Origin of the sequence: Collinsella intestinalis DSM 13280, from assembly GCF_000156175.1 — a bacterium.
Classification (GTDB): Bacteria; Actinomycetota; Coriobacteriia; order Coriobacteriales; family Coriobacteriaceae; genus Collinsella; species Collinsella intestinalis.
Window position 1 is genome coordinate 351,324 of the sequence record NZ_GG692710.1, and the last position, 25,720, is coordinate 377,043.

The following is a 25,720-nucleotide window of genomic DNA, read 5'->3' on the forward strand; positions in this document are numbered from 1 at the left end:
CGTCCTCACGGGCGGTCCCTTCTCATGCCGATGGGAGTATCCACGGAAGGGCCGCTGCGGGTTCTGAATATGCACGAGGGTGTCCGCAGAGACGGAGCTGTACCGGATTCTATGCAAAACGGAGGGGCTTGAGATGGGCAAGAAGAATCCCAGGAACGCCAACGGCAACGCCAGAAGGAAGCTCAGGGCGAGGCTCAGGGCGGAGGGAAGGCCGTGCCACCTGTGCGGCCTGCCCATCAATTACAGCCTCCCGGCCGGAGACCCGTGGAGCTTCGAGGTTGACGAGCTGGTTCCGGTGAGCCGTGGGGGAGACCCGCTGGACTACTCCAACGTGGACGCGGCGCACCGCATCTGCAACCAGAGGCGCGGCAACAGGATGGACGGGGACGAGGGCGCGAAGGGGCTTCCCATCGTGCGCTCCCGGCTGTTCTAGAGGGCGGATTCGGGGCGTTTCAGTCGGCTCGGCGGTGGTTGGCCGAAGGTTCGGCAGACGGCCTTAAAACGGCATAGGGGGGCTTGCCCCACCCCCTACCTCGAAGGCCCGCCCCGGGCGATATAGCCGATTTCCCCCCGCATATCTCTGGGCAATAGGGGGGTATCTCACGCCGCCTATACCATCGCTCCCAACGAAGGGAGGCGCTATGGCCAAGGGCGGACGGGGCGTTTCCATGCCGGATGACATCGCTCTAGACCCCGTGCAGAGCGCCATCTGGGAATCGCTGGCCCCGAGCGGAGACAACAACTTCACCAAGCAGGACGTCGAGCCGCTGCGCGAGCTTTGCTTCTGGCACGCGGTCTTCCGCAGCGCCCAGAACGCGATCTCCAAGGGCGACGGGCGGATCAGCATCTTCGACGCGGTGGGATACAAGCCGTTCAAGTCCCCGGACGGCAGGAGCCTTCCCATGATGCGCAAGAGCCCCGCGCTCGCGGTGCTCAAGGAGGCGAGCGCGGAGATTCGCGCCCTGTCCGACCAGCTCGGCCTGTCCCCCAAGAGCCGGGCGGAGGCCAGCGCGCCGCAGAAGCGAACGACGGAGAAGGCGCAGCTTCTGCAGCTCGCAACCTCGCGACCCGCGCCCCGTAGGGCGGTGGGCGAGTGAAGCCTAGGCAGACACCGACGCTTGAGCTGAACGTTCCGGATGGGTTCGAAGGCGCGGCTGACATCGCGACCGAGCTCGCATCGCAGTATTTCGGAGCCCCCATGCCGTGGCAACCCCACCTGCTCGATGTGATGCTCGCCACCGACGGGGACGGCATGTACGTCAACTCCGAGGTCGGCATCAGCGTCCCGCGCCAGAACGGTAAGAGCTGGGTTGTACGCTCCCGATGCTTCGACGGCCTCATGCGCGGGGAGAAGATCCTGTACACCTGCCACCACGGCGACACCTCCGACGAGATGTTCCAGGAACTCAAGGCCCCGTTCGAGGACGATGAGGAAGAGGAGCTTCGCGACCTGCTCAAATACGTCCGCAAGACCAACGGCAAGCAGGCCATCGTCCTGAACAACGGCGGGACCATCCGGTTCACCACCAGAACGGACAGCGGCGGTCGAGGCAAGAGTTTCGACGTGCTGATCATAGACGAGGCACAGGAGCTGACCGACATGCAGCAGGCGGCGCTGCTGCCCGCCATCTCCGCCGGGAAGATGCACAACCCGCAGACCATCTACCTCGGAACCCCGCCCGGCCCAAAATGCCTGGGGACGGTCTTCGCGAACCTTCGGAAATCCATCCTCAAAGGCGATTCGCAGATGGCCTGGATGGAGTGGGGCGCCACCGAGATCGGAGACAAGAACGACCGCGCTCGCTGGTACGAGTGCAACCCCTCGCTCGGAATCGTCCTCGAGTTGAAGGCCGTCGAGAGCGAGTGCAACCAGATGGCGCCCGACACCTTCGCGCGCGAGCGCCTGGGGTGGTGGGCGGACGACGCCGAGGTGGCAAACCCCGCCCTGCCGCCTGGCCTATGGGCGAAGCGGGAAGTCAGGAAGGCTATGGCGGGCGGGAAGCTTGCCTTCGGCGTGAAGTTCTCCACCGATGGCAGGACTGCGGCCATCTCGTGGGCTCGCGCGGTGAGGGGAGGCCCCTCCTACGTGGAGCTGTACGACGTGGCCTGCACCGATGGTGGCACAGCCGGAATCTCTGACATGCTCCTCCGGAACAAGGGAGAGATCGCGGCGGTGTGCATCGACGGAAAGTCCGGGGCCGACGCCCTCATCCAAAGGCTGGGTGACAACGCGTTCCCGAAGAAGGCGGTTATCACGGGAAGCCCCGCGATCGTGCAGGCTGCCGCCTCGATGCTGCTCGACGAGCTGAAAGACGGCTCCCTTGGCCACATCGCATCGCCAGCTCTGGACGAGTCCGCCGCAAGGTCGGTCAAGCGCGACATCGGCGCCGCTGGCGGCTGGGGCTTCGGGGACGGCCCGAACTCCATGGCGGCGCCCATCGAATCGGCGTCGCTCGCCCTGTACGCGGCGCGCACTACGAAAAGAGACCCCTCTAGGAAGCAGGAGGCGAACTTCTAATGGGCATCAACAAGGAACTGTCCACGGACATCGCGAACGCCTACAACCTCGAACCGGAGGACAGGCGGCTCGTCCTGGACCTCATAGAGACGTGGCGCAGGAAGCTGCCCGGAAATGCGAAGCGCGAGCGGTACTACCTTGGGAAGGTGCGCGTCAAGGACCTGGGCATCGCCATGCCCGCGAGCCTCGCGGCGAAGATCGACCCGAGAATCGATTGGCCCAAGAAGGCCGTCCACGCCCTCGCGGACCGCTCGGTGCTGAACGGGTTCACGACCGACGATAAGGAGACCACCGACAAGCTGCGTGCCATCTACGCTGCCAACTCTCTCGGTGAGCTGTACCGAAAGAACCTCATCGGCGAGCTCAAGCACTGCTGCGGGTTCTGGACCGTGACCGATGACGGTCTCGGGAATCCTGTCATCAGCGCCTATCCTGCCACGGCCGCGAGCGCGATCTGGGACGACGCGCAGAAGGAGATCAAGGCCGGTCTCGTGGTCGCAGAGTCGAGGGAGCGCAGGGGCACCCGCGAGCGCATCCCCACGCTCGTCCACGTATTCAAGAAGGACTGCCTCATCAAGATCGCCTATGCAAACGGCCTTTGGTACGCGGAGTACGACGAGAACTCCATGGGGCGACCCCTCATGGAGCCCATGGCGCACGGCGCAACATTGGAGCGGCCGTTCGGAGCTTCGCGAATCACCCGCGCCGTCATGAGCATCACCGACGACGCCATCCGCCAGCGCGCCCGAATGGAGGTGGCGGCGGAATCCGCCACGCTCCCGCAGATGTGGCTTCTCGGAACCGCAAAGCGCGTGACCAACGGCCAGAACAAATACGACGCGAGCATGGGCGCGATCAACGAGGTGACCAAGGACGAGGACGGCGATGTTCCGACCGTGTGGCAATCCGCGCAGCTGCAGATGGCACCGCTCTCCGAGTACTTCCGCACCCTCGCGTGCCAGATGTCCAGCGTGACGGACGTCCCCGTGTCCTTCTTCGGCGCGAGCAACGACAACCCCTCAAGCTCCGATGCGATCGCCGCATCTCTCGAACCCCTCGTGATCGACGCGAAGAACTTGAACCGAGACAACGGCAACGCCCTGCGCAACGTGGCGTACATGGCCCTCGCGGTGGTGAACGACACCGACTTCGCCACCGAGCGCGACGCCGGCCACAACGTGAACCCGCGCTGGCTTTCCCCGGCATACCCGTCTGCGGTCAGCCAGAGCGACGCGGTGCTCAAGCAGGTCCAGGCGGTGCCCAAGCTCGCCAACTCGGACGTGGTCTTGGAGCTTCTCGATTACACGGACGAGCAGATGCAGAGAATCGAGAGCGACAACCGCAAGGTGCAGGGCCGCGCGATTATCGACCAGATGACGGGGACGGGTGATGGCGTTGATTCTGCCGAGGAAGGCGCTTAGCGCATATGACAAGCGGCTCGCCGCGCTTGAGGGCAAGGCCTACGAGTGCGCTTCGAGCAGGATAGGTGCCTTCATCGAGAAGTTCCCCGGCGCGACGCCGGAGCAGGTGCGCGAGTTCGCGATCGAGGTCGTTGACGAAGCCGTGGGGGCGTTCGGCGACGGGGCCTCGTCGCTCGCTGCGGACATGTACGAGGGCATGGCCGAGCTCTCCGGCGTTAAGGTCAAGCCAGCAGTCATAGACACGTCCGACGTCCACGGCCACATCGAGAGCGAAGTGCGCTACCAGCTCGGCAAGTACCTCTCGGGCGACCCGCAGGGCTTCATCTGCGCCTGCGCCTCCAAGGCGTCCGATCAGGTGGCGAGGCGGGCCAACCAGACCATGCGCCTCAACGCCAAGCGCGACGGCCTCAGGTACGCGAGGGTTCCCATGGGAGGGGAGACGTGCAGCTTCTGCGCGATGCTCGCCTCCCGTGGCTTCGATTACAGATCAGCAAAGACGGCGGGCGAGGGAAACCACTACCACAAGAACTGCCGCTGCAAGGTCATCCCCGGCTTCGACGGCATGGAGGTAGAGGGTTACGACCCAGACGAATGGCATGCGCGCTGGCAGGCGTTTAGGGAAATAGATGATGCGTCCGGCCTCAGCGTTAAGGCTCGGCAGACTGCAAAGGAATTCCTGTCCACCGTGCCCATGACGGATGATGGTGAGATTTCAAGAGCCGTCTCGGTGGCTTTGGCGCGCGCCGAGGCAGACACCTACAACGAAAGGATGAACAGGGCGTGGCAGAGGTTCAGAAAGGACAAGACACCTCAGAACTATTCAGACACCGTGGGAGCATATCTCGATTCCGTCGGGAATTCGCATAATGTCCCCTTGGCGGCCGAGTTCATGTCCAAGCCCGACGGGGATGAAATATGGGCCGCTCTGAAAATAGGCGAGCCAGCGTTTTTTCTCTACGCTGGCACCGATCACAAGTACCCAGATTATGAGTCTGGCGGAGCGCTCTTTGAAATCAAGACTCCGAAATCGAGGAAGAAGATTCGTAGGCTCATGCGAGAGGCATCCGAGAAGTTCGACGAATATCCGTCGAAGAGCAAGAATTGCGTTCTGAGCATATTGAGAGTGCCAGAATCCCGCGATGATGCGTTTGCCGCGGCAAGGGACTTCGTAGCAGATGGCACGTTCGACTCGGTTGCCGTCATCGATGTTGACGGGAGCGTTCACGTAATAGAAGAGGGAACGCTGCGCCTCGGTTCTTAACCCAGGTAGCTATTCCCTCACCTCGAGTATACCCATTCGGCATTGGCCGCGCTACGTGCGCGGCCTTTTTCATGCCGATACGGTCAAATCTCACGCCGCTAGGACAATCCTCCCAACGCGCCGCACGGCGCACATCCAACTAAAGGCCAGCCGCACGGCGGGCCGGGAGCGCCGCACGGCGCGGGAAGGAGCAGCGATGCCTAAAGAGGGTGCAGTGCAAATCGATGGTCAGCCGAACGGCGAGGAACCAGATTACAAGGCACTTTACGAGGAGGCGAAAGCGCAGGCGGAGGAGGCCAAGGCGCACTCGCGAGAGTGGGAGAAACGCGCCAAGGACAACAAGAACGCCGCCAAGCAGCTTGAGGAGGCCCAGCAGGCTGGGAAGACCGCCGAGGAGCGAATCGCCGACCTCACCAAGCGCCTCGACGCCAAGGAGAAGGCCGAGGAGCGCGCCAAGGTCGCCGCGAAGGTGGCCGAGGCGAAGGGCGTCCCCGCGGACCTCCTCGTGGGCGATGACGAGGGCGCCATGTCGGCCTACGCCGACAAGCTGCTCAAGCACTTCAAGAAGAAGCCCGCGTCGAGCGTCGACAAGCCGGGCAGCTTCCCGCGCGGCTCGGACGGCGGTTCGAGCAAGCGCGACTTCATCCACCAGCTTTTCGGAAACGATTAAGGAGTAGAAATGGCTAACGACACCAAGAAGATCAAGCTCCCGCGCGAGGTCGTGACGGAGCTCCTGAACAAGGCCAAGGACACCTCTACCATCGCGAAGCTCTCCCCGAGCAAGCCACAGAAGTTCGTCGACATCAACCACATGATCTTCAACCCGTCCTCCGAGGCGGAGGTCGTCGAGGAAGGCGCCAAGAAGGGATCTTACGATCTTGATTTCACCCCCATCGAGGGCAAGCGCGTCAAGGTCGTCACCACCACCCGTGTGAGCGACGAGCTGCGCTGGGCGGACGAGGACAACAAGCTGGAGATCGTCGACAACATCCTCGCCGACCAGAACGCCGCCATCGGCCGCTCCCTCGACTACGTCGTGTACCACGCCGTGAACCCCAAGGGCGGCTCGAAGCTCAGCGGCTACACCGCTCTCACCGCCAAGGCGACCTCCGTCACCTCCGGCGAGAGCCCCGTCGAGGACATCGACAAGCTGGTCGACGCCCTCATGGATTACGACATCAACGGCTTCGCCCTGTCCAAGAAGTACGCCAGCGCCCTGCGCAAGCTTCGCGTGCCCGCCACCGGTCAGCGCCTCTACCCCGAGGTACCCCTGAACCTCAATGCGGGCAACATCGACGGCATCGACGCCGCCGTGTCCGGCACCGTGAATGGCCGTCTCGCGACTGAGCAGACCAAGGTCCTCGGCATCATGGGCGACTTCACGCTCATCAAGTGGGGCATGGTGCGCGACATCTACTCCGAGATCATCGAGTACGGCGACCCCGACCAGACCGGCGTCGACCTCAAGGCCCACAACCAGATCGCGTTCCGAACCGAGGCGGTCTACGCCTACGCGATCCTCGACCCCAAGGGCTTCGCGGTCCTCAAGAGCGCTTAGGGGGATGCCAGATGTCCGTTTTGATACAGAAGGTAGTGGTGGAGGACGCCGCCAAGGCGTCCCCGCTCCTGCCCGCGCACGTGGCTGTGGTCAACGCCGAGGGCGAACCCCTGCTGGGCACCATCGCCAAGCTCGGCTCCGACGCCTCCACCGTGGCATCTGTCAAGGACGCCTACAACGCGCTCCTCGACAAGCTCTCCGCAGCGGGCCTCGCCGAGGTCACGGAGTAGCCATGGAGATTTTCGCGACGGCAGAGGATTATACGGCTCGCTACGGCGCGGCGGCGGACGAGGCCCGCTTGAACGCGCTGCTGTCGGACGCCTCGGCGATGCTCCTCTCCGAGTACGAGGCCGCCTACGGCGTTCCGTATGAAAAGGGTCAGAGCGACGCGTTCGACCGCGCAGCCCCGGCCGTCGCGTGCATGCTCGTCAACCGCGTGCTCAACACTCCCGCCAACATGGCGGGCGCCACGCAGCTCAGCCAGGGGGCGGGCAGCATCACGGCATCCGTCACCTACGGCTCCGCCCTGGGCGAGATGTACGTGGGCAAGACCGCCCGCCGCCTCCTCGGCCTGGACGGCTCCGTGAGGCGCGTGCTGCGCCCCATCGAGAGGGGGGAGCTTTGAGCCTTATTGCCACGGAGAGCGTGACCGTGATCACCCCGAGTGTCGATCGCGACGAGCTCGGCGAGCCGCTCGTGGGCGAGCCGAAGCGCGAGGAGGTGGACGGCGTGGTCGTGTGCCCCGGCCCCACCTCAGACTTGGACGCCACGCGCCCCGAGGGGGTGAGGGTCGCCTTCTCGGTCTTCTTTCCCAAGGGCTACGGCGCGGACCTTCGCGGATGCTCGGTCGTCGTACGCGGCGTCACCTGCGAGGTCGTCGGTTGGCCGCAGCGCTACGCGGACGAGCACGCTCCGGGCGAGCTGAACATGGTCGCCGAGGTGGTGGCAGTGGATGGCTAGCTGCAAGTGCAGGTTCCGCTGGAAGCGGTGGAGGCGGTCCGGATACCGGGAAGTGCTCAACTCAGCCGCCGTGCAGTCACTCGTCCGCTCCAAGGCGCGCGAGCTGCAGGCGGCTCGGGAGGGCAGCGAGGTCATCACCATCAAAGGCAAGCTCGCCCACGGGTGCCTCGTCAGGCCGATCAAGGTTGACGGAAAGACTCCCGATTGGTCGCGCTCAAAGAAACGCGGCAAGCGTTAGGAGGCGCTATGGACGTGGAGAGAACCGTGGCGAAGCGCCTCATGGACGCCACGGGAATCAAGGTCTTCCTTGAGGTGCCGAGGGACGCGCCGGGAGAGTTCATTTCCGTGGAGCTCACCGGCGGCAACGGCCTCGGCTTCGGCGCTCAGGCGTTCGTCGCCGTGTACTCGTGGGCTCCCACGAGGAGGCGCGCGGCGGAGATGGCTGGGCTCGTTGAGCTGGCCGTGCCGATGCTCCTGGGCGAGGAGAACATCTTCGACGCCTTCCCGGACGGAACGTACCGCCTCCCAGACCCCGCCACCGGCGGCGCCAGATACAGGACGAACGTGAACCTTACGATTTTCGAGTGAAAGGGGCCGTCATGGCCAAGACAGTCGCAACCAAGAACAACGCCGACAACGTCAGCTCCTCCAAGGGCGTGAAGGGCGGTTACATCTTCTCCGCCCCGGTCGGCACGGAGTTGCCGAAGGACATCAAGACGCCGCTCAACGTGGCGTTCAAGGTGCTCGGCTACATCTCCTCGGACGGCTACAAGGAGACGATCGACAGCGATTCCGAGGACATTCTGGATATGAACGGCGAGCTCTTGGACTCGCCCAAGACCTCCCGCGTCGAATCCGGCCAAGTCACCTTCGCCGAGATCAAGGCCGAGACGTTGAAGATCCAGTACGGAGAGAAGAACGTCACCGACGAGAACGGAATCATCACCGTCCACCACAACGGCGATTCCGAGACCATCCGCAGCTACGTTCTCGAATTGGTGCTGAAGAACGGTCGCCGCTGGCGCAAGGTCATCCCCAAGGGCAAGTCAGACGAGTTGGACGAGCTCAACCTCGCCATCGGCGAGCTCTGCGCACGCCCCATCACCATCAAGTACCTGAGCGACGAGAGCGGCGACACCTGCGTCGACTTCATCGAGTCCACCGAGACGGAGGCGATGTAGCGTGAACCCGGTCACTTTCACCATCGAGGGCGTCGAGGGCGAATTCACCTGCGACGCGGACGTCGTGCGCAGCTACAAGACCGCAAAGCAGCTCGCGAAATCGGAAGAGGATTTCAGCGTTGCCTTCGACGTGATGGAGCGCATCTTCGGCGGCAGGGACGAGGAGTACATCGACCGTCTTGGCGGGGACGTCACGTGCATCCAGACCCTGCTCGGCAAGGCCATCGAGGCGTGTGGTGCAAAAAACTCGCAGGCTTCGTCTCCTGCCTCGAAGGGAGCAGGGGCGAAGTAATCGCCGACTTCCAACAGTATTACGGCATCTCGCTCCCATTGGAGGGCGAGGTGCCTGATTTGGAGAGGATGTCCCTTCTCTGGTACCAGCTCCCCGCCCAGTCGCGCACGGCAAGGGCGCAGGAGCCCTCGAACGAATGGGGCGTCGCCGAGTACCTGCTCTGGCGAATCGAGTTCAACCAGCGGCATCTGATCTGGGCGCTGTCGAACGACCCGAAGAACCCCGCACCAGCACCGGAACCACTCATGAACCCGGCGAAGCTCGCAGAGGCTCATGCCAACAGGGACCTGGCGCTCGACGCGCGCGGGGAGATCGACGAAATATTGGGAATGGGGGTGGACCATGGCTGACGTGGGCTCCGCATACGTGACGCTCATGCCCTCCATGAGGGGCTTCGCAAACGACATCAAGGCGCAGTTCGGACAGGCCGGAAACGAGGGAGGAAAGTCCTTCGGAAGCGGCCTGACCGCAGGAATCATCGGTGGCAGCGGCGCCGCCAAGTCCGCCCTTTCCTCCATAGGAGGGGCCGCCGCGACGGCCGGGAAGCTCGCGGTTGCGGGCCTCGGGGCGGTTACAGGCGCCGTCACGGCCGTAGGCGGTGCGGCCCTCGGCGCATATGCGGACTACGAGCAGCTGTCCGGCGGCGTCGAGACGCTTTTCGGATCGTCCGCCTCGACCTTGAAGGGTTACGCCGACGAGGCCTACCGCACCGCCGGCATGAGCGCCAACCAGTACATGACGCAGGCCACCAGCTTCGCCGCCTCACTCGTGCAGTCTGTGGGCGGAGACACCGCCAAGGCGGCGGAGTACGCCAACATGGCCATGGTCGACATGTCGGACAACGTCAACAAGATGGGCTCCGACATGCAGAGCGTGCAGGATGCCTACCAGGGGTTCGCGAAGCAGAACTTCACGATGCTGGACAACCTCAAGCTCGGTTACGGCGGCACGAAGGAGGAGATGCAGCGCCTCATCGCGGACGCCAACAAGCTCCGCTCCGAGCAGGGCAAGACCGCCGACCTCACCATCGAGTCCTACGCCGACATCGTGGAGGCCATCCACACGGTGCAGGAGGAGATGGGAATCACCGGCACCACCGCCAAGGAGGCGTCCACCACCATCTCCGGCTCCATCGGCATGGCCAAGGCCGCGTGGACGAACTTCCTCACGGGCCTCGGGCGCGACGACGTGGATTTCAGCCAGCTCACGAACCAGCTTCTGGAATCCATAGGCGCCGTGGCCAAGAACGTGGCGCCCCGCGTCGCGATAATCGGCAAGAGCATAATTCAGGCCTTCCCCTCGGTGCTCTCGGGCCTTGGCTCCGTGCTGGCGCCCATCGTCTCGGAGGCGCTTGCAACCGCATGGAACATCGCCGTTCAGGGCGTTTCCGGCCTCGGCATCAGCCTCCCGCCCGTGGACGCATCGCAGTTCATGGCCGCGTTCCGGCTAGTCGGCGCGTTCGTCTCGACGGTAATAGGCGGAATCAAGGGTGCGATATCGACGATATCCTCCGCCTTCGCCCCTGCCGCCGCGGCCATCCAATCGGCGATGGCCCCGGTCATCGGCCAAGTGGCCTCCGTTCTCATGCCCGCTTTGACTGCTCTTGGTGCGGCGCTGGGGAACCTTGCCGTCGCAGTGCTTCCGGTCATCTCCGCCGCGATTCAGGCAATCGCGCCCATCATCGCATCGATTATCGGCCACGTGGTTTCCCTCGGCTCCGCGATTGCGAACGCAGTGACGCCGGTGATCATCGCAATGGCGAACGTGGTGCAGGCGACGCTCCCAGTTATCCAGGGCCTTTTCCAGACGTTCGGCGATTACATCCGGGGAATCATTGACGCCGTGTTCCCCCATATCGAGGCGATAGTTACCACGGCTATGAACGTAATTAGCTCGGTCATCTCGACGGTCCTCGCGTTCATCTCTGGAGACTGGTCCGGTGTCTGGAACGGCATCTTCAACATCCTTGACTCCATCTGGAGCGGGATGGTCTCGATAGTGCAGACCTATATCGGGTTGGTGAGCGGGGCCATCGATTCCGCGCTCGGCTTCATCCAGGGAGTCTGGAACGCGGCGTGGAGCGCTCTGGGGAACTTCCTCGACAGCGCATGGAACGGGATCGTTAGCGCGGTGAGCGGTGGCAGTGAGCAAGTCATGTCCGTCCTCGGGAACCTTCCGAGCAAAATCATCGGCATCTTCGCGGGCGCCGGAAGCTGGCTCATCGATTCCGGCCGAGCCCTTCTCAAGGGCTTCGCTGACGGCGTTATGGGTGCGGTCGGATGGGTTGGAGACCAGATCTCCGGGGCACTTGGCAAAATCCGAGGGCTTTTCCCGTTCTCACCGGCCAAGGAAGGTCCTTTCTCCGGGCGCGGCTACACGACGTATTCCGGAAAGGCGCTCATGCGCGACTGGGCGAGGGGCATGGCATCGGAGGAGTCTGCGGTCAGGAAGACCGTCAAATCCGCCCTCGGTGGGGCGAGCGCGATGCTCTCCGCCGGTGTGTCCGTCTCCGGTGCCCCCGCATCTGCGGCGACGGGCGGCAATGTGTACATCACCGTCGACGGCAGGCAGGTCGACGCGGACCAGCGTATCAGGCGTGCCGTTGAGGTCATCGTATCCGCTGCGGACAGGGCCAGCTCGTCAAGGAAGGGGTGGTAGGCCATGGGTCGCACATACACGGGGGAGGTGCAGGTATCTGGTAGAAACCGTTGGTACCGCGCCTTCATCGACACATACAGTGTAACGAGCGTCAACGACACCACGGCTCGCGTCTCCATCGGCGTGGCACTTGAGGCGAAGTACATCGCGCAATATGGCGTGCGCCTCGAGGCCTATGTGAACGGTCGGTGCGTGGCGGGCCAGGACGTCGTTCTGAACAACTACGGCGACTGGGGGAGGGCAGCCACGCTTGCGCCCCTCAACGTCGACGTACCGAGGAACGGAAGCTCTTGGAACTGCTCCGTGCAGGTCCGCGCCTACGGCAAGACCGTCAACGGGTACGGCTCGGCGGGTGGAGACGTCTGGGCGACCGCCTACATGGGCATCCCGCAGCGCGGTTACTCGAAGCCGAACCCGCCGAAGGGCTGCTCTTTCGTCCGCGTGTCCGACAACCAGCAAAAGCTGTCCTGGCAGGGCGATTACACCGACATGAACGGCGCTAAGCCCTGGGCCGGTGTGTACGTCGACCGCAGGACGGATGACGGAAACTGGGTGAACATCGCGGACCTGCCATGGGACGTCACCAACTACACCGATAACTCAACCTCCTCTAACCATAAGTACGAGTACCGCCTGTGCGCCCATGGGCCGGGCGGGAACTCCAACCACGTGTCCTGCGGCACTACCTACACCACGCCCGCCGCCCCGTCCAAGGTGGAGGCGGTCAAGACGGGCAACAGCTCCGTGCGCCTCGTGATCCACGACGCGGCGGGCTATGCCCAGGGCCATGAGGCGCAGAGGTCAACTGATGGCGGCAAGAACTGGGCGGCGTTCAGCGGGACTCACGGCACATCGGGCGGCAAGGCGGTCATTGACGACGCATCTGCGCCGGCGGGCAGCGTGGTATACCGAGTCCGTGCCCACCGGACCAGCCCCAACGCGCTGAACTCCGGCTGGAGGACCTCTAACTCCGTCATGACCGTGATGCCCCCTAAGGCGCCCGCCGTCTCGGGCGTCGCGGCATCCTACGCCACGGGCTCCGCACTCACCGTCAAATGGACTCCAAACCACCCGGACGGTACCAAGCAGAGCGCGGCGCAGGTCGAGATCACCGGGCCTTCGACCGTGACCGAGGACATCACCGGCGTGGCGACGATCCTTACGCTCAGGTGCAACCAGAAGGGCTCTTGGCGCATCCGCGTGCGCACGAAGGGCCTGCACTCCGATTGGGGCGCGTGGTCGTCCTACGTCCCGTTCGTTGTCGCCGACCTGCCGCAGGCGTGGGTGGCCAACCCGGGCGTTGACGGAGCCCTTATAGACAGCGCGCCTCTCACCGTGGAGGTGAGCGCCTCCGACGAGACGGGCATCGCGTCCGCCACGCTCTCGCTCACCCGCCCAGACGGCACGGTGGTGGGCAGTGTGGACGTAACCGACCTCCGTCCCGTGCCCATCGGCTCTTACGAGGCCCTTGAGAACGGCGTGACATACACGCTCACGCTTCACGTGCGGGGTGGCTCCGGCCTCACGACGTCGGCCAAGCGTACATTCAAGACGCATTGGAGCGAGCCCGCCATCCCGGTTATCGAGGTGACGGACGACGGCAACCTCGCCTGCCACGTCATGGCCAAGAACGGCACCTCCGCCTACATGGTCGAGGATTCCACACTGATCGGCCCCATGGCCTGCGAGGACGGCGAGCTGTCCATGCTCGGCACTATCATGTTCGAGGACGGCGAGCTCGTCTTGGGCGACGCCGCGAAGTGCGTGTCGTTCGATGTCGAGCGCGTCATGTCCGACGGCACCTCGTCCAAGGTCGCCGTCGGCATCCTCGATGCGCAGGAGGCCATCGACCGCATCCCGCCCCTCAATGAGCCGTTCCGCTACCGCGTGACCGGCTACGCGGAGTCGGGCACGTCCTCGCGCTCCGAGGTGGAGGCCCACATGCCCTCCAGGGGCATGGCTCTCAACTTCGGCGTCGACGGTTCCGAGGTGCTGATCCTCAACAGCGGCACCTACTCGCAATCGAGTAAGCGCAGCGTGAGCACGTTCCACTTCGCCGACGGAGGGGAGAACGGGCACCTGCCCGCGTCCTACCCGCTCGACGAGCAGGACGTGTCCACGTCTGTGAGCTTCGACCTCCTGCGGTCCGATTACGACGCGTTCAGGCGAATCATGGCCGAGCACTGGCACGGCTGGTGGCGCGGCCACTGCGGCGAGAGGGCGTTCGGCCCCATGGAGTTCCAGAGCTCCATCAAGAAGCCTGGTATCTTCAGCTGCTCGGCGAACGTGACGCACGACGTGTTCGAGGAGCCCGCCAATGGCTGACTGGAAGAAGAGGTTCTCAAGCTCATACCGCTTCATGCGCGTCTCAAGAGCGACCGGCGCCGAGGTCGAGCGGCTCCGCAACATCCGCACCGGCGGCACGCTCGAGTTCAATCAGGACTCCGATTACGAGACCGGCACCATCGACTACACGGGGGAACTGTCGCTCGGTGCCGACCTGCTGCGCGTGTACCTTGATGCCGCGTTCCAGGACGGCACGTCCGAGTCCATCGCCCTCGGCACCTTCATCGTGTCCGCGCCGAAGCGCGACAAGGTGGGCACCGTGGCGACGGGCAGCGCGAGGCTGTCCGGGCGGCTGCGCGAGGTCGCCGAGGACGAGTTCGACGGCCCCTTGACGGTCCCCGCCGGTACCAACGCGGTCTCCTACGCGGCGGGTCTGCTCCGATCCGCCGGCCTTGAGGTGGTCGCAGACCCATCGTCCTTCTCGCTCTCATCGACGTGGGCACTGGGCCTCGACAACTCCGGCGGCGGGATGGCGAAGAAGCTTGGGGCGGTCAACTGCCTGCTCGACCTCGCGGGATTCTCCCCGGCGAGGTGCGACGGTATGGGCAGGGTGATCTTGAGCAGGTATGTCGAGCCCGCCGACAGGCCGGTGGCCCTAGCGCTTGAGGAGGGCGCGTCCGCGCGGTTCGAGAACTCGGCGGTAGACGAGCGGGACATCGACGATGTGGCCAACGTGGTGCACGCCGTGTACGAGACGGCGGAGGAGACCGTCATAGGCACCGCCGTCGATTCCGACCCCGCCAGCGAGTTCTCCACGGTGAGTAGGGGATGGCGCAAGGCCAAGTCATACACGTTCAGCGACCTGCCGGACGGCTCCACCCAGAAGGAGAGGCAGGCCGCCGCAGACGCCAAGGCCGCCGAGCTCCTGAGGACGCAGGCGTCCCCCATCCGGCGCGTGACCGTGACTCACGTCCACGCTCCGGTGTCGGTGGGCGATGCGGTCGGCGTATCGTGGCCTAGCGCGCGCATCGAGGGCAAGTTCGCCATCCGCAAGAGAACTCTCACGCTCGTGGGAGGATGCCCGATGGAGTTGGAGGTGCGCAGGTATGAACGGTGACATCGAGTCGGAGATGATCGCGGCGGGCTCAGCCCTGGCCGGTATCTTCTGCGCCCCGCCATCGGAGTCCAGGCCGGTGCGCTTCGGCACGGTGGTCGCGGCGTCCGGGGCGAGGCTCGACGTGAGCGTCGGCGGTGCCACGCTCAAGGGCCTGTCCATGACGACATCGTGTTCCGGGGCTAAGGCGGGGGACAGGTGCATCGTCCACGCAGTAGGCCCCATCGCGGTGGTAACCGGAATCATCGCAAAGTGAGGAGGTAAAGTTGCCTGACACTACAAAGGGAGCGGCCCTGCTCCTGAACGAGGCGGGGAACATCGACCGCGCGAGGACCACGGACGGCACGGTCTACTACATCGAGTCCACCTTGGCCATGGATGCCGCCGAGGCCGCACAGACGGCCGCTGCGAATGCGAACACAGCGGCGGACAGGGCCGAGAAGGGCGAGACGAGCCGGGTGAGCGCCGAGAACGCGCGCGCCGCCGCCGAGAACGCGAGGGCGGCGGCCGAGTCCAAGCGCGCCGAGGCCGAGGCGGGCCGTGTGCAGGCGGAGTCCGAGCGCGCGAACGCCGAGAGGAAGCGCGTCTCCAACGAGGGCTCGCGGACATCTGCGGAGTCCACCCGCGTGCAGGAGCACAAGACGAGGGGCGAGCAGGTGGCGGCAGCAACATCGAATGCAAGCCAGTCCGCCGTCTCGGCAAATGCCGCAGCGGCTCTTGCGAACGACGCCGCCGCATATGCACGGATGGTCGCCTCCTCTCTGCAGCAGAGCGTTGTCGGTGACGAGAGGATAGCCGAGATGAGCGCGCAGATCGACATGCTCGCGTCCATGCTCGCCGACTCCACGGGGAAGTTCATCGTCATAAACGAGACGATATACGCGCCGAGCTCCAAGGCGTCCGTATCGGGCTCAACAATCACGCTCGCTTCGACCTGCTCGGCGAGCGGCACGACTATCTACCTCGCCTAGGAAAGGGGCAGCAATGGCAGATGCCAAGATATTCAACGTAAGCGGTGGAAACTACAGCATCGTCGATCAGACCGCACGAGACAACGCGTCAAAAGCCTTGCAGGATGCCGAGTACTCCCGGCTCGAAAGCATCGGCGCCTACCCGGGCCGCAACCTCGCCACGGTCTTCGCCGAGGAGATCAAGCAGAAGGCGAACGTCTGGGAATGGCTTCGCGCCCGTGTACGCGCAGCGAATTACTCCGGAATCCGCATAGGCGATTACATCAACGTCGTCATCCCGCAGACGGCGCAAGTGGCCTCCCAAACGGTGAGCTATGCCGTCGGTGCCATCGACCCGTATTTCCAGTGCGGCGATACCGCGAAGGGGCATCACATCGCGATGGTGCCAAAGTCCACCGTCGCGGTTCGCGGCCCGAATGCCGTGAACGAAAGCTACATCCAGTGGCGGAAGACCGCCGACAACAACGGAACGAACGAGCAGAAGTGCCCATACCTCCTGAGCCATCTGCATGAGTGGGAGAACGAGCATTTCTTGTCCGCTCTGCCTGCGGAGGTGCAGGCGGCCATCATGCCCCATCGCGTCCTCCTTGAGGAACGCTACTCATCCTCCGGCAAGCTCACCGAGCCTTCGGGTTGGTCCTGGCAGGACCTCGGCAAGATCTGGTCCCTCAGCGAGGTGGAGGTCTACGGCCTGAATGCGTGGAGCAAGCCCGGCTACGGCACTGGCTTCGATTGCCAGTTCCCGATTTTCAAGCAGACAAAGGACCGCATCATGGGCGGTCGCGTCAATTGGTGGCTGCGGTCGGTGTCCGGCTCGTCCTCGTCCTACGTGTGCTACGTCGGCTACAGCGGGTATGCCACCTGCTATTCCCCGACGCATGGCTGGGTGCGGCCCCGCCCCTGCTTCCTCGTAGGTTAGGCCGTAGGCCTAGCCTATGCGCTACACTTGACGACGCCCCGCCTTGCGCGGGGCGTTTGCCGCGAATGCGGACCGTTGCTGTCGATTGGATCTATATGAGCGGCGTGCTTGCCAGGAACAGGACATTGTCCCAGTTCGAGTTCTACCGGAACGCCATCGCCATTCGCGTCGAGGTGAACAGGCTGATGGCGAAGGACAAGGTGTGCCCCAAGGCGTTCCGCCTGCTCAACGGCGTCCCAACGGTCGAGACGGCGAGGAGCATCGTCTACAACATCAACCGCGCCGACCATTTCTACCCGAACACCAGCGCAAACGTGATAGAGCGGAGGAAGTACATCACGCTCGCCATCGCCGACTGCGACCAGTTGCTTCAGGACATGCAGTGCCTGATCGCCATGGACGTGACATCGAACGTCAACGTCTTTGAGCGCGTGACCCTCATGATCGACAGGGAGATCGAGCTTCTTAAGGGCTATCGCAAATCGGTGAAGCTCACCGGCGCACAGACGCCCGAGCAGAGACTCGCCGCCTTGGAGGAAGAAATTGAGCGATTGCGTTCTGTATAATGTCCCCGGTCACGCCTTGAAAGTCGCATCAATTGGTGGCTGCGGTCGGTGTCCGGCTCGTCCTCGTCCAACGTGTGCTACGTCAACAACAACGGGAATGCCAACTACAATTCCCCGACGAATGACTGGGTGCGGCCCCGCCCCTGATTCCCTTATCGCCAGACCGAGTAGGCTCGCCCGAAAGCCGTGCAGAAAGAGGAAGGAAGGCGCGACCATCGGCCACACGGCCGTGAATATGCACCCCGCGCAGAAGGGCGGACGCTTCTTGCATGGTCGGACTCTCCGGCGTTCGGTCCGATTTCATGCCCTTTCTGCAAGCGGCTGCGGAGCGCCATTGCTAGCCGTGCGGGGTGCCCGACTTGAATTCTGACGAGCGCCGAGAGGCGAGAAGGGCGAGACGCGCCGAGAAGAGGCGGCGGAACAGAGATTCCCGGATCGAGGGGCTGGACATCGAGGCGGTGGCCGACCTCAACGCGCTGTACCGCGCCGCGATGCAGGCCGGAAGGGGGGTCTCTTGGAAGGCGTCGATCCAGCGATACCAGAAGGACGTACTCAAGAACATCGTGCGGACTCGCCGCGACATCCTCGATGGCAACGACCTGCACAGGGGCTTCATCAACTTCGACATCGTGGAGCGTGGCAAGAGGCGCCACATAAGCTCGGTGCACATAGCTGAGCGCGTCCCGCAGAAAGCGCTGGCGCAAGAGGTCCTTATCCCGGCAACCGTCCCGACCGTGATCGGGGCGAATTCCGCCAACATCAAGGGCAGGGGCACGGATTACGCCGTCAGGCTCATGAAGAGGCATCTCGCCGACCACTACCGCAAGCACGGCGCCGAGGGCTACATCCTACAGATGGATTTCCGAGACTACTTCGCCAGGATCGCGCACGAGCCCCTCAAGAGGCAGCTTTCATCTCGACTCGACGATGGCAGGGTTCTCTCGCTTGCGGAGAGCTTCATCGACGTGCAGGGTGACGTCGGGCTCGGACTCGGCAGCGAGCCCAACCAGATATGCGCCGTGGCGTTCCCAAACGCCATCGACCATTTCGTAACCGAGATGTGCGGCGTCGAGGCCTACGGGCGATATATGGATGACAGCTACTGCATCCACACGAGCAAGGAGCATCTCGTCATGGTCAAGTCGGCCGTCGAGATACTTTGCGGCGATTACGGAATAGAGCTCCATCCGCGCAAGACGCAGATCGTCAAGCTGTCCCACGGGTTCACGTTCCTCAAGAAGAAGTTCTTCTACTCTGAGTCGGGGAGGGTGATCGTGAGGCCGTGCAGGGACACCATCACGAGGGAGAGGCGAAAGCTCAAGGCCCTCAAGCGGATGCTCGACTCCGGAGACATCACCATGGAGCAGATAGAGCAGCAGTACCAATCCTGGAGGGGCGGCCTCGTGCACCTCGACGCACACGACACCCTTCTCTCGATGGACGCCCTGTATCGCGAGCTATTCGGAGGGTCTGTGAACGGCAACCCCCCCCCCGCAACGGTAGTTAGGATCGCGGCTTAATCTCACGCCGCAAATACCATGGTCGCACCGAAAGAAAGGGGTGCGACCATGGCACTTACGGAAGAGGAAGAGTCCGCAATCCGCGGAATCATCGAGATCTACAAAGGGAAGTCCGGCGGCCTATCTGACGATGTGGCAACTTCCGCTTACGGGTTATTCCCCGAATTCAATTCCGGCGGCCATACGTATGCCGACGGGGAGCGCGTCAGCCATAGAGGCGTCCTCTACACCTGCATCCAGCCTCATACTTCCCAGCCCGACTGGGCTCCCGATGTGGCCCACAGCCTGTGGGCCAAGACCATCGAATATGGCGGTTCCGAGAGCGGAAACGACGAGGTTCCGGAGTGGGTGCAACCGGAGTCCACGAACCCCTACCCGAAGGGCGCTCGCGTGAAGAAGGACGGGAAGGTCTGGGAATCGCTCGTTGACAACAACGTCTGGGTTCCCGGCGCCATAGGCACCGAGGGCGTCTGGAAGGACGTCACCAATGCCTGAGAACCTAATATGGCAGCTCCTGCCCCAGATCGCGATGCTCTGCATCACGGGGGTCGCCGGGTGGCTGGGCGGAAAGATTCGCGGCTCCAAGGAGGAGCGCGAGCGCCGTGAGATTCAGCAGCAGGAGGAGCGCGACATGAACCGCCGAATCTTCCGTCTGCTTCTCCGCTATCGGCTCAAGGACCTGCATGAGTACTACGTCCTCGGTGAGCGCACGTGTCCCGTCGAGGTAAAGCAGGGCATTCAGGAGGTCTATGAGCTCTACCACGCCCTGGGCGGCAACGGCCAGGGAACCCACATGTACAAGGAGCTCATGGAGCTCCACGTCGCGTGAAAGGAGCGACCGTTATGGACGAGAACTATGGCATCGCGGAGGAGACCGGTGTGGCCGAGCCAATCGACATCCCGGATGACGTGCCGGTGGAGGGCTACGCCAAGTACTGGCTACCCGGATGGCTCTACGACGTCTTGAAGTGGGTCGGCCTGCTCGCGATTCCCGCCGCAGCCGCTATCTACACCGGCCTCGCGTCGGTGTGGGGCTGGCCCGCCGCAGGAGAGGTGGCGCAGACCGCCACGATCGTCTCCACGGGCATCGGCGTCCTCCTCGGCGCGGCCGAGGCTACAAAGAAGGTGTTTTAAGCAATGGCAATGAACGGAATCGACATCTCCAACTGGCAGAAGGGCATCGACCTCGCGGCCGTCCCGTGCGACTTCGTCATCGCGAAGGCCACGCAAGGAACCGGTTACACATCGCCCGACTGCGTGCGTCAGGTCGAGCAGGCAATGTCGCTCGGCAAGAAGGTCGGCGTCTACCACTACATCGGCGGCCAGGGCGCGGTCTCCGAGATGGACTTCTTCATCGACTCCATCAAGAACTGGGTCGGCAAGGCCATGCTCGTCCTCGATTGGGAGCAGGGCGAGAACTCTGCGTGGGGCAACTTGGGCTACCTCGAGCAGTGCATCAAGCGCGTCATCGAGCGCGCCGGCATCCCACCCGTGGTCTACTCTTCCGCGTCCGTCTTCCCGTGGGACCTGTGCAAGAAGCACAACTGCGGTGCATGGGTCGCGCAGTACGCCGACAACAACGCCACCGGCTACCAGGACTCCCCGTGGAACGAGGGTAAGTACGGCTGCATGATGCGACAGTATTCCAGCCACGGCCGACTTCCCGGGTACGGCGGCAACCTCGACCTGAACAAGTTCTATGGCGACGCCGCCGCTTGGGACCGCTACGCCAATCCCAAGGGCTCAGCTCAGCCCGCCCCCCAGCCGCAGCCGACCCCTCATCCGACTGCCCCGCAGGGCTCAACCCTCGATCTTGTCGACCGCGTCATGCGCGGCGAGTTCGGTGACGGCGAGGCCCGCCGTGCCGCTCTCGGCACCCGCTACGACGAGGTGCAGAACTTCATCAACCACATCGACCAGGCGAGCGTCGACACGCTCGTGGCCGAGGTCAAGACAGGCCGATATGGCAACAACCCCATTCGTGAACGCGTTCTTGGCTCCCGCTACAAGGCCGTTCAGGACAAGATCAACGGGGTTTCGCAGCTGGCGCGCGTCTACATCGTCAAGTCCGGAGACACGCTCTCGGGCATCGCGGCGAAGCTCGGCACGACCTATCAGGCGCTCGCCAAGAAGAACGGGATTTCGAACCCGAATCGCATCTACGCAGGGCAGAAGATCAAGTACTAGAATTCAAGTTAGCGTGAAATAGCCCATGCTCTGCTTTTCGGGCGGGACGATATGATGAAGGCTGTTGACCGATGACTAGCCGAAAGTTATTCTCAGCAGTATGCTTTTGCCGAAAACGGCAATGCATACCTGATGTCCTAAAGTTCGCGAGAGCATTGCTATAGGGCACCAACAAACATCCTCGGGCTTTGAGCCCGAATCCTTATGGGTCGCGGGCGGTTTCGCACGTGGCCTTTCTTGTAACCAGGCAGCGTGCGCTGCGGAACGGATCGGTTATGGGTATTGCAAGCAAAGGCGCGTCCCCGGACGAGCGCGCCGCTGTCGAGTTCGGCACGCGCGGCTTGACGTCATCCGAGGTCGCCGAGCGCGTCGCGCAGGGCAAGGTCAACGTCAACACCGAGCTCAAGACCAAGTCGGTCAAGGAACTCGTCATCGAGAACACCTGCACCCTGTTCAACCTGATCAATATCATCCTGGCCGCGCTCGTCATCGTGACCGGCGCCTGGAAGAACCTGACCTTCCTGGGGGTCGTGCTTCTCAACACGGGCATCGGTATCGTGCAGGCCCTGCGCTCCAAGCGCATGGTGGACAAGCTCACGTTGCTCGCCTCCAAGTGCGCCGTCGCGGTCCGCGATGGTCGGGAGGTCGAGCTTCAGCTCGATGAGCTCGTGCTCGACGACCTGATCCGTCTGGGCAGGGGAGACCAAATCCCGGCCGACGCGGTCGTTGTCTCGGGCGAGTGCCACGTAAACGAGAGCCTGCTCACCGGCGAGAGCGACGCGATTCACAAGCGTCCCGGCGATGAGCTCATGAGTGGTAGCTTCATCGATGCGGGTCTCGTGTACGCACGCGTGATCCATGTCGGCGCCGACAACTACGTCGCGCGCATCAACAACGAGGCGAAGTACGTCAAGAAGGTCAACTCCGAGATCATGAACGCGCTGAACGCCATCGTGCGGTTTGCCAGTGTTCTCATGGTGCCCATCGGCCTTGCGCTGTTCTACTCGAGCGTCCACAACTCTTATCAGTCCTGGTGCGCGCTCGATCCCAACTCTTCTTCCACGCTTGCCTCGTGGGTCGCATCGGGCGATTCGTGGGGTGCCATCTCGTCGGCCATCCTCTCCACGGTGGGTGCCCTGCTCGGCATGATCCCGCAGGGGCTGGTGCTTCTCACCTCCTCCGTGCTTGCCATCGCGACCATTCGCCTCGCGCGCCGCAAGGTGCTTGCGCAGCAGCTCTATTGCATCGAGACGCTCGCCCGCGTGGACGTGCTCTGCCTGGACAAGACCGGCACGATCACCTCGGGCCATATGGAGGTCGAGGGCGTGTATGTGGCCGACGACCTTGGCGGGGCCGAACCTGCGGAGGCCTTCGACGCCGACCACATCGATCCCGCGTCGCAGCGGATGCATGCCGCGCTCGCTGGTATCGCCCGCGCCACGTCGGACGATGCGAACGAGACCTGCACAGCGGTCCTTGCGCACTATCGCGACCTCGCCCGTGCGCCCGAGGCTCAGCGCGTCATCGCCTTCTCCTCTGCCAAGAAGTGGAGCGGCGCACAGCTCACGGGCGGTGCGTTCGGCTCAGATTCGGTCGCGTGCGTCATGGGTGCCTCGCAGTTCGTGCTCACGTCGGATGTCTTTGCCCGTTTTGAGGGCCGTGTCGCCGAGCTCGCGTCGCTGTGCCGTGTGCTGGTGGTTGCCGAGGTCGACGGATTCACCGATGAGGGCGATTTCATCGGTGAGCCCCGTCCTTTGGGCTTTGTGACCATCCGCGATGAGATTCGTTCGTCCGCGGCGGACACCATCCGCTATTTCTGTGAGCAGGGCGTCACCCTCAATGTCATCTCCGGTGACGACCCGCGTACGGTCTCGATGATCGCGCGTACGGTCGGCATCCCCGGGGCCGATAGGTATGTTGACGCAACCACGCTCGATACGCCCGGTAAGCTGGACGCCGCGGTCGATCGCTATCACGTCTTTGGCCGTGTGACCCCGCAGCAGAAGCGCGAGCTCGTCAACGCGTTGCAGCGCCGCGGCCATACGGTCGCCATGACGGGCGACGGCGTGAACGACGTGCTCGCCCTCAAGGAGGCCGATTGCTCGGTGGCCATGGCCGCGGGTTCTGACGCCGCGCGCAACGTCGCCGAGATCGTGCTCGTCGACAACGACTTCGCGGCCATGCCCGAGGTTGTGGCGGAGGGGCGCCGCTCCATCAACAACCTGCAGCGCTCGGCCGCGCTGTTCCTCACCAAGACCTTGTTCTCCATGGGCCTGGCGGCGCTGTGCATCTTCGTGCCGCCCTATCCCTTCCAGCCCATCACGATGACGCTCATAAACTTCTTCTGCATTGGGTTCCCGAGCTTTGTCCTGGCGCTCGAGCCCAACACGGCGCGCGTTCGCGGCAACTTCTTGGCGAACGTCCTCAAGCGAGCCCTTCCCGCGAGCGCGGGCGTGCTGGCAGGTTCGATTCTGTGCATGGGGGCCGCCGCGCTCTTTGGGTATTCCGAGGCGATGCTCTCCACGATGTGCCTCATCACCGCGTGTGCCGTGGGCGTCTACCTCATCTGGCGCATCTCGGTGCCCTTCACGCCGCTGCGCCGTGCTGTGTTCGTGTTCGTCATCGCCGGCCTCGCGGTCGGTGTTGTCGGGTTCCCCGGATTCTTCTCGATTGCCCGCCTCAAGCTGATTCCCGCACTGCTCGGCGCCCTGTTCGCCGCTGTGGGATGCCTTTTGTTCGCCTGGCTCACCGACATGCTCGAGCGCTCGCCCGAGAAGACGAGCAAGCTCGCCACCGGCTTCGGTCGTGGCGTTCGGGTGAGCGTGCGCGGGCGCTCCGGCGGGCGAAAGGTGACCTCCACTGGTTCGAGCGCTCGGCGCGCCTTCGACCGCGCTCGCGAGAAGTTGGCGCGTCGAAAGGTCGGCGCCTCCGCACGCGCTGCCTCCGAGGCGGATTCGCCCGAGGGCGCGACTTCCGATACCCGTCGGGAGAGCGTGAAGACCGCGGTCGGAGCTTCGTCCGGACGCAAAAAACGCTATCGTGTTGAGCAGGCCAACGGCGGCATCCGCGTGAGGATGCCCAAGACCAAGCGGAAGAAGGACCATTGATCTGCCCCATCTGTAACGCTTCCATTTCCGATGATTCGAGCACGTGCCCCGCGTGTGGCGCCGACCTGTCGCCGCGCCCCGCTTCCGCGCACCCCGATTTCATTTTTTGCGAGGGCTGCGGTGCGCGCCTGGGCGACCAGGATCGCACATGCCCCAAATGCGGCCGACCCGCTCCGGGCATCCTCTCTGAGCAGTCCGCGGCCTCCGACCTCGCGGCCGGTCGTACCGCGAGCTTCCCGCGTCTGACCGCCGAGATGATTGCCGGCGCGGTGCCGGCCCCGAGCGCCTCTACGGGCTCCGCCGCCCCTCGCGACGAGCAGGCGACGAGCGTCCTAGATGGCGATGAGCTCTCTGCCGCGCAGGCGCCCTCTGCTTCGCGTTCCGCAGCGCCGCGTCCGCGGCCCGTCGTGAGCGATGACGACCTCGCGCGCGGGGACGATGCCTACGCCAAGGCCCGCCGCCCCCGTTGGGTCGCTCCACTTGTCGCGGTGCTCCTCCTTGGGGCGGTTGGCGTGTTCGTCGCGACGGACCCGCTGGGCGTGATGCCCGGTATCGTCGAGTCCTTCGATCGGGCCGCGAGCGAGATGTACCCGAGCCGCCAGGTGGCCGAGAAGGGCTCCGCCGACGATTCCGCCGCCGAGGCGGGGGAGGCGGGGGCCGGAGAGGCCGACGGCGCCCATGTGCTCTCCGAACCCGAGGCCTTCCAGCTGCTCTCCGCTGTGTATGCCGAGATCACGTCGTATCAGGACGCCCTGGGTCCGGTGATTGAGACCTTCAACGGGCAATATCTCATCAAGGACTTCGATCAGCGCTCGCAGGCTTCCCAAGGCGCGTATGACCTGCGTTCTACCATCCAGCAGACCCTGGATGAGCTCGACTCCCTGCGCCTTACCGAGAACACGGCTTATGCCGAGGACGTCGAGCATCTTAAGCAGCTTGCCACGTGGATGTACAACCGCGTCGACGTACTGTGTAAATCGTGGGACGTCTCGCTCGCGGTTCCGAAGGGAGAGCGTCCGGCCGACCATCAGGACGAGATCCTCGCGCCTCTGCGCGAGGTGTCCATGGTCGATGGCCGCGCCATCGACGTCATCGAGTACGAGAAGAACGTCGCCGCGTGGAAACCCGTCGAAAAGTAAGGTTCGTGCCCCGCCCGCCGCGTGCGGGCGGGTCGCGTTGGGCGTGGTAAGATAAGTTCTAT

30 protein-coding genes are annotated in these 25,720 nt (G+C 64.0%); all 30 read left to right on the top strand.

What is annotated here, in order from left to right; all coding sequences use genetic code 11:
* Positions 1-133: 133 nt before the first annotated feature.
* Positions 134-433 carry an HNH endonuclease gene (locus tag COLINT_RS01650; RefSeq protein WP_050750531.1) on the top strand — a complete coding sequence of 100 codons (300 nt, stop codon included), beginning with the start codon at positions 134-136 and terminating at the stop codon, positions 431-433.
* A 208-nt stretch (positions 434-641) separates the two neighbouring features.
* Entirely contained in the window at positions 642-1,097 is a 456-nt protein-coding gene (locus tag COLINT_RS01655; RefSeq protein ID WP_006722582.1) for a P27 family phage terminase small subunit, read from the top strand.
* Entirely contained in the window at positions 1,094-2,518 is a 1,425-nt protein-coding gene (locus tag COLINT_RS01660) for a terminase large subunit domain-containing protein (RefSeq protein ID WP_006722583.1), read from the top strand. The genes COLINT_RS01655 and COLINT_RS01660 overlap by 4 nt, the downstream gene beginning before the upstream one ends.
* The gene (locus COLINT_RS01665; protein WP_006722584.1) at positions 2,518-3,939 is read left to right on the top strand and encodes a phage portal protein; all 1,422 of its coding nucleotides are present in this window, start codon (positions 2,518-2,520) and stop codon (positions 3,937-3,939) included. Before COLINT_RS01660 ends, COLINT_RS01665 begins: the two co-directional genes overlap by 1 nt.
* The gene (locus COLINT_RS01670; RefSeq protein WP_006722585.1) at positions 3,908-5,200 is read left to right on the top strand and encodes a VG15 protein; all 1,293 of its coding nucleotides are present in this window, start codon (positions 3,908-3,910) and stop codon (positions 5,198-5,200) included. Before COLINT_RS01665 ends, COLINT_RS01670 begins: the two co-directional genes overlap by 32 nt.
* A 196-nt stretch (positions 5,201-5,396) precedes the next feature.
* Positions 5,397-5,870, top strand: coding sequence for a hypothetical protein (locus COLINT_RS01675; protein ID WP_006722586.1), 474 nt, complete (start codon positions 5,397-5,399; stop codon positions 5,868-5,870).
* Positions 5,871-5,879: 9 nt separating this feature from the next.
* Positions 5,880-6,758 carry a phage major capsid family protein gene (locus COLINT_RS01680; protein WP_006722587.1) on the top strand — a complete coding sequence of 293 codons (879 nt, stop codon included), beginning with the start codon at positions 5,880-5,882 and terminating at the stop codon, positions 6,756-6,758.
* Between the two features lie 11 nt (positions 6,759-6,769).
* Positions 6,770-6,988: a hypothetical protein gene (locus COLINT_RS08575; RefSeq protein ID WP_006722588.1), complete on the top strand. Its 219-nt coding sequence runs from the start codon at positions 6,770-6,772 to the stop codon at positions 6,986-6,988.
* A gap of 2 nt (positions 6,989-6,990) precedes the next feature.
* Complete coding sequence (locus COLINT_RS08580; protein ID WP_006722589.1) at positions 6,991-7,383, top strand: Gp19/Gp15/Gp42 family protein; 393 nt, start codon at positions 6,991-6,993, stop codon at positions 7,381-7,383.
* Positions 7,380-7,718, top strand: a complete 339-nt coding sequence (locus COLINT_RS01695; protein WP_006722590.1) for a hypothetical protein — start codon at positions 7,380-7,382, stop codon at positions 7,716-7,718. The genes COLINT_RS08580 and COLINT_RS01695 overlap by 4 nt, the downstream gene beginning before the upstream one ends.
* Positions 7,711-7,956, top strand: coding sequence for a hypothetical protein (locus COLINT_RS01700; RefSeq protein ID WP_006722591.1), 246 nt, complete (start codon positions 7,711-7,713; stop codon positions 7,954-7,956). Before COLINT_RS01695 ends, COLINT_RS01700 begins: the two co-directional genes overlap by 8 nt.
* Positions 7,957-7,964: 8 nt before the next feature.
* Entirely contained in the window at positions 7,965-8,306 is a 342-nt protein-coding gene (locus COLINT_RS01705) for a hypothetical protein (RefSeq protein ID WP_006722592.1), read from the top strand.
* 11 nt (positions 8,307-8,317) lie between these two features.
* The gene (locus tag COLINT_RS01710; RefSeq protein WP_050750532.1) at positions 8,318-8,899 is read left to right on the top strand and encodes a phage tail tube protein; all 582 of its coding nucleotides are present in this window, start codon (positions 8,318-8,320) and stop codon (positions 8,897-8,899) included.
* Between the two features lies 1 nt (position 8,900).
* A complete protein-coding gene (locus COLINT_RS01715) occupies positions 8,901-9,191 on the top strand; it encodes a hypothetical protein (RefSeq protein WP_006722594.1) in 291 nt (96 codons plus the stop codon).
* 50 nt (positions 9,192-9,241) lie between these two features.
* Positions 9,242-9,541, top strand: coding sequence for a hypothetical protein (locus COLINT_RS01720; protein WP_039910244.1), 300 nt, complete (start codon positions 9,242-9,244; stop codon positions 9,539-9,541).
* The gene (locus COLINT_RS08095; protein WP_006722596.1) at positions 9,534-11,849 is read left to right on the top strand and encodes a phage tail protein; all 2,316 of its coding nucleotides are present in this window, start codon (positions 9,534-9,536) and stop codon (positions 11,847-11,849) included. Before COLINT_RS01720 ends, COLINT_RS08095 begins: the two co-directional genes overlap by 8 nt.
* A gap of 3 nt (positions 11,850-11,852) precedes the next feature.
* Positions 11,853-14,174: a fibronectin type III domain-containing protein gene (locus tag COLINT_RS01730; protein WP_006722597.1), complete on the top strand. Its 2,322-nt coding sequence runs from the start codon at positions 11,853-11,855 to the stop codon at positions 14,172-14,174.
* On the top strand, positions 14,167-15,252 hold the full coding sequence (locus COLINT_RS01735) for a hypothetical protein (protein WP_006722598.1): 1,086 nt from the start codon (positions 14,167-14,169) through the stop codon (positions 15,250-15,252). Before COLINT_RS01730 ends, COLINT_RS01735 begins: the two co-directional genes overlap by 8 nt.
* The gene (locus COLINT_RS01740; protein ID WP_006722599.1) at positions 15,242-15,505 is read left to right on the top strand and encodes a hypothetical protein; all 264 of its coding nucleotides are present in this window, start codon (positions 15,242-15,244) and stop codon (positions 15,503-15,505) included. Before COLINT_RS01735 ends, COLINT_RS01740 begins: the two co-directional genes overlap by 11 nt.
* 10 nt (positions 15,506-15,515) lie before the next feature.
* Positions 15,516-16,220, top strand: coding sequence for a hypothetical protein (locus COLINT_RS01745; RefSeq protein ID WP_006722600.1), 705 nt, complete (start codon positions 15,516-15,518; stop codon positions 16,218-16,220).
* Positions 16,221-16,233: 13 nt separating this feature from the next.
* Positions 16,234-17,139 carry a DUF6273 domain-containing protein gene (locus tag COLINT_RS01750; protein ID WP_006722601.1) on the top strand — a complete coding sequence of 302 codons (906 nt, stop codon included), beginning with the start codon at positions 16,234-16,236 and terminating at the stop codon, positions 17,137-17,139.
* Between the two features lie 65 nt (positions 17,140-17,204).
* Complete coding sequence (locus COLINT_RS01755; RefSeq protein WP_006722602.1) at positions 17,205-17,705, top strand: hypothetical protein; 501 nt, start codon at positions 17,205-17,207, stop codon at positions 17,703-17,705.
* A 27-nt stretch (positions 17,706-17,732) separates the two neighbouring features.
* Positions 17,733-17,852 (top strand): DUF6273 domain-containing protein, encoded by a 120-nt coding sequence (locus tag COLINT_RS08810; RefSeq protein WP_267878532.1) that lies wholly within the window; start codon positions 17,733-17,735, stop codon positions 17,850-17,852.
* A 203-nt stretch (positions 17,853-18,055) separates the two neighbouring features.
* Positions 18,056-19,225 (top strand): RNA-directed DNA polymerase, encoded by a 1,170-nt coding sequence (locus tag COLINT_RS01760; RefSeq protein ID WP_006722603.1) that lies wholly within the window; start codon positions 18,056-18,058, stop codon positions 19,223-19,225.
* A gap of 48 nt (positions 19,226-19,273) precedes the next feature.
* Positions 19,274-19,720: a carbohydrate-binding protein gene (locus COLINT_RS01765; RefSeq protein WP_156780297.1), complete on the top strand. Its 447-nt coding sequence runs from the start codon at positions 19,274-19,276 to the stop codon at positions 19,718-19,720.
* A complete protein-coding gene (locus COLINT_RS01770; RefSeq protein ID WP_006722605.1) occupies positions 19,713-20,054 on the top strand; it encodes a hypothetical protein in 342 nt (113 codons plus the stop codon). Before COLINT_RS01765 ends, COLINT_RS01770 begins: the two co-directional genes overlap by 8 nt.
* 14 nt (positions 20,055-20,068) lie before the next feature.
* Positions 20,069-20,359 (top strand): phage holin, encoded by a 291-nt coding sequence (locus tag COLINT_RS01775; protein ID WP_006722606.1) that lies wholly within the window; start codon positions 20,069-20,071, stop codon positions 20,357-20,359.
* Between the two features lie 3 nt (positions 20,360-20,362).
* On the top strand, positions 20,363-21,412 hold the full coding sequence (locus COLINT_RS01780) for a GH25 family lysozyme (RefSeq protein WP_006722607.1): 1,050 nt from the start codon (positions 20,363-20,365) through the stop codon (positions 21,410-21,412).
* A 275-nt stretch (positions 21,413-21,687) separates the two neighbouring features.
* Positions 21,688-24,519: an HAD-IC family P-type ATPase gene (locus COLINT_RS01785; RefSeq protein WP_006722608.1), complete on the top strand. Its 2,832-nt coding sequence runs from the start codon at positions 21,688-21,690 to the stop codon at positions 24,517-24,519.
* The gene (locus COLINT_RS01790) at positions 24,516-25,658 is read left to right on the top strand and encodes a zinc ribbon domain-containing protein (RefSeq protein ID WP_039910247.1); all 1,143 of its coding nucleotides are present in this window, start codon (positions 24,516-24,518) and stop codon (positions 25,656-25,658) included. The genes COLINT_RS01785 and COLINT_RS01790 overlap by 4 nt, the downstream gene beginning before the upstream one ends.
* Positions 25,659-25,720 lie beyond the last annotated feature (62 nt).

What these genes read in the sequence shown, in the direction of transcription:
- COLINT_RS01650 (WP_050750531.1), top strand. Translation starts at nt 134, where the DNA reads ATGGGCAAGAAGAATCCCAGGAACGCCAACGGCAACGCCAGAAGGAAG.
- COLINT_RS01655 (WP_006722582.1), top strand. Translation starts at nt 642, where the DNA reads ATGGCCAAGGGCGGACGGGGCGTTTCCATGCCGGATGACATCGCTCTA.
- COLINT_RS01665 (WP_006722584.1), top strand. Translation starts at nt 2,518, where the DNA reads ATGGGCATCAACAAGGAACTGTCCACGGACATCGCGAACGCCTACAAC.
- COLINT_RS01670 (WP_006722585.1), top strand. Translation starts at nt 3,908, where the DNA reads ATGGCGTTGATTCTGCCGAGGAAGGCGCTTAGCGCATATGACAAGCGG.
- COLINT_RS01675 (WP_006722586.1), top strand. Translation starts at nt 5,397, where the DNA reads ATGCCTAAAGAGGGTGCAGTGCAAATCGATGGTCAGCCGAACGGCGAG.
- COLINT_RS01680 (WP_006722587.1), top strand. Translation starts at nt 5,880, where the DNA reads ATGGCTAACGACACCAAGAAGATCAAGCTCCCGCGCGAGGTCGTGACG.
- COLINT_RS08575 (WP_006722588.1), top strand. Translation starts at nt 6,770, where the DNA reads ATGTCCGTTTTGATACAGAAGGTAGTGGTGGAGGACGCCGCCAAGGCG.
- COLINT_RS08580 (WP_006722589.1), top strand. Translation starts at nt 6,991, where the DNA reads ATGGAGATTTTCGCGACGGCAGAGGATTATACGGCTCGCTACGGCGCG.
- COLINT_RS01700 (WP_006722591.1), top strand. Translation starts at nt 7,711, where the DNA reads ATGGCTAGCTGCAAGTGCAGGTTCCGCTGGAAGCGGTGGAGGCGGTCC.
- COLINT_RS01705 (WP_006722592.1), top strand. Translation starts at nt 7,965, where the DNA reads ATGGACGTGGAGAGAACCGTGGCGAAGCGCCTCATGGACGCCACGGGA.
- COLINT_RS01710 (WP_050750532.1), top strand. Translation starts at nt 8,318, where the DNA reads ATGGCCAAGACAGTCGCAACCAAGAACAACGCCGACAACGTCAGCTCC.
- COLINT_RS08095 (WP_006722596.1), top strand. Translation starts at nt 9,534, where the DNA reads ATGGCTGACGTGGGCTCCGCATACGTGACGCTCATGCCCTCCATGAGG.
- COLINT_RS01730 (WP_006722597.1), top strand. Translation starts at nt 11,853, where the DNA reads ATGGGTCGCACATACACGGGGGAGGTGCAGGTATCTGGTAGAAACCGT.
- COLINT_RS01735 (WP_006722598.1), top strand. Translation starts at nt 14,167, where the DNA reads ATGGCTGACTGGAAGAAGAGGTTCTCAAGCTCATACCGCTTCATGCGC.
- COLINT_RS01740 (WP_006722599.1), top strand. Translation starts at nt 15,242, where the DNA reads ATGAACGGTGACATCGAGTCGGAGATGATCGCGGCGGGCTCAGCCCTG.
- COLINT_RS01750 (WP_006722601.1), top strand. Translation starts at nt 16,234, where the DNA reads ATGGCAGATGCCAAGATATTCAACGTAAGCGGTGGAAACTACAGCATC.
- COLINT_RS01755 (WP_006722602.1), top strand. Translation starts at nt 17,205, where the DNA reads ATGCGGACCGTTGCTGTCGATTGGATCTATATGAGCGGCGTGCTTGCC.
- COLINT_RS01765 (WP_156780297.1), top strand. Translation starts at nt 19,274, where the DNA reads ATGGCACTTACGGAAGAGGAAGAGTCCGCAATCCGCGGAATCATCGAG.
- COLINT_RS01770 (WP_006722605.1), top strand. Translation starts at nt 19,713, where the DNA reads ATGCCTGAGAACCTAATATGGCAGCTCCTGCCCCAGATCGCGATGCTC.
- COLINT_RS01775 (WP_006722606.1), top strand. Translation starts at nt 20,069, where the DNA reads ATGGACGAGAACTATGGCATCGCGGAGGAGACCGGTGTGGCCGAGCCA.
- COLINT_RS01780 (WP_006722607.1), top strand. Translation starts at nt 20,363, where the DNA reads ATGGCAATGAACGGAATCGACATCTCCAACTGGCAGAAGGGCATCGAC.
- COLINT_RS01785 (WP_006722608.1), top strand. Translation starts at nt 21,688, where the DNA reads ATGGGTATTGCAAGCAAAGGCGCGTCCCCGGACGAGCGCGCCGCTGTC.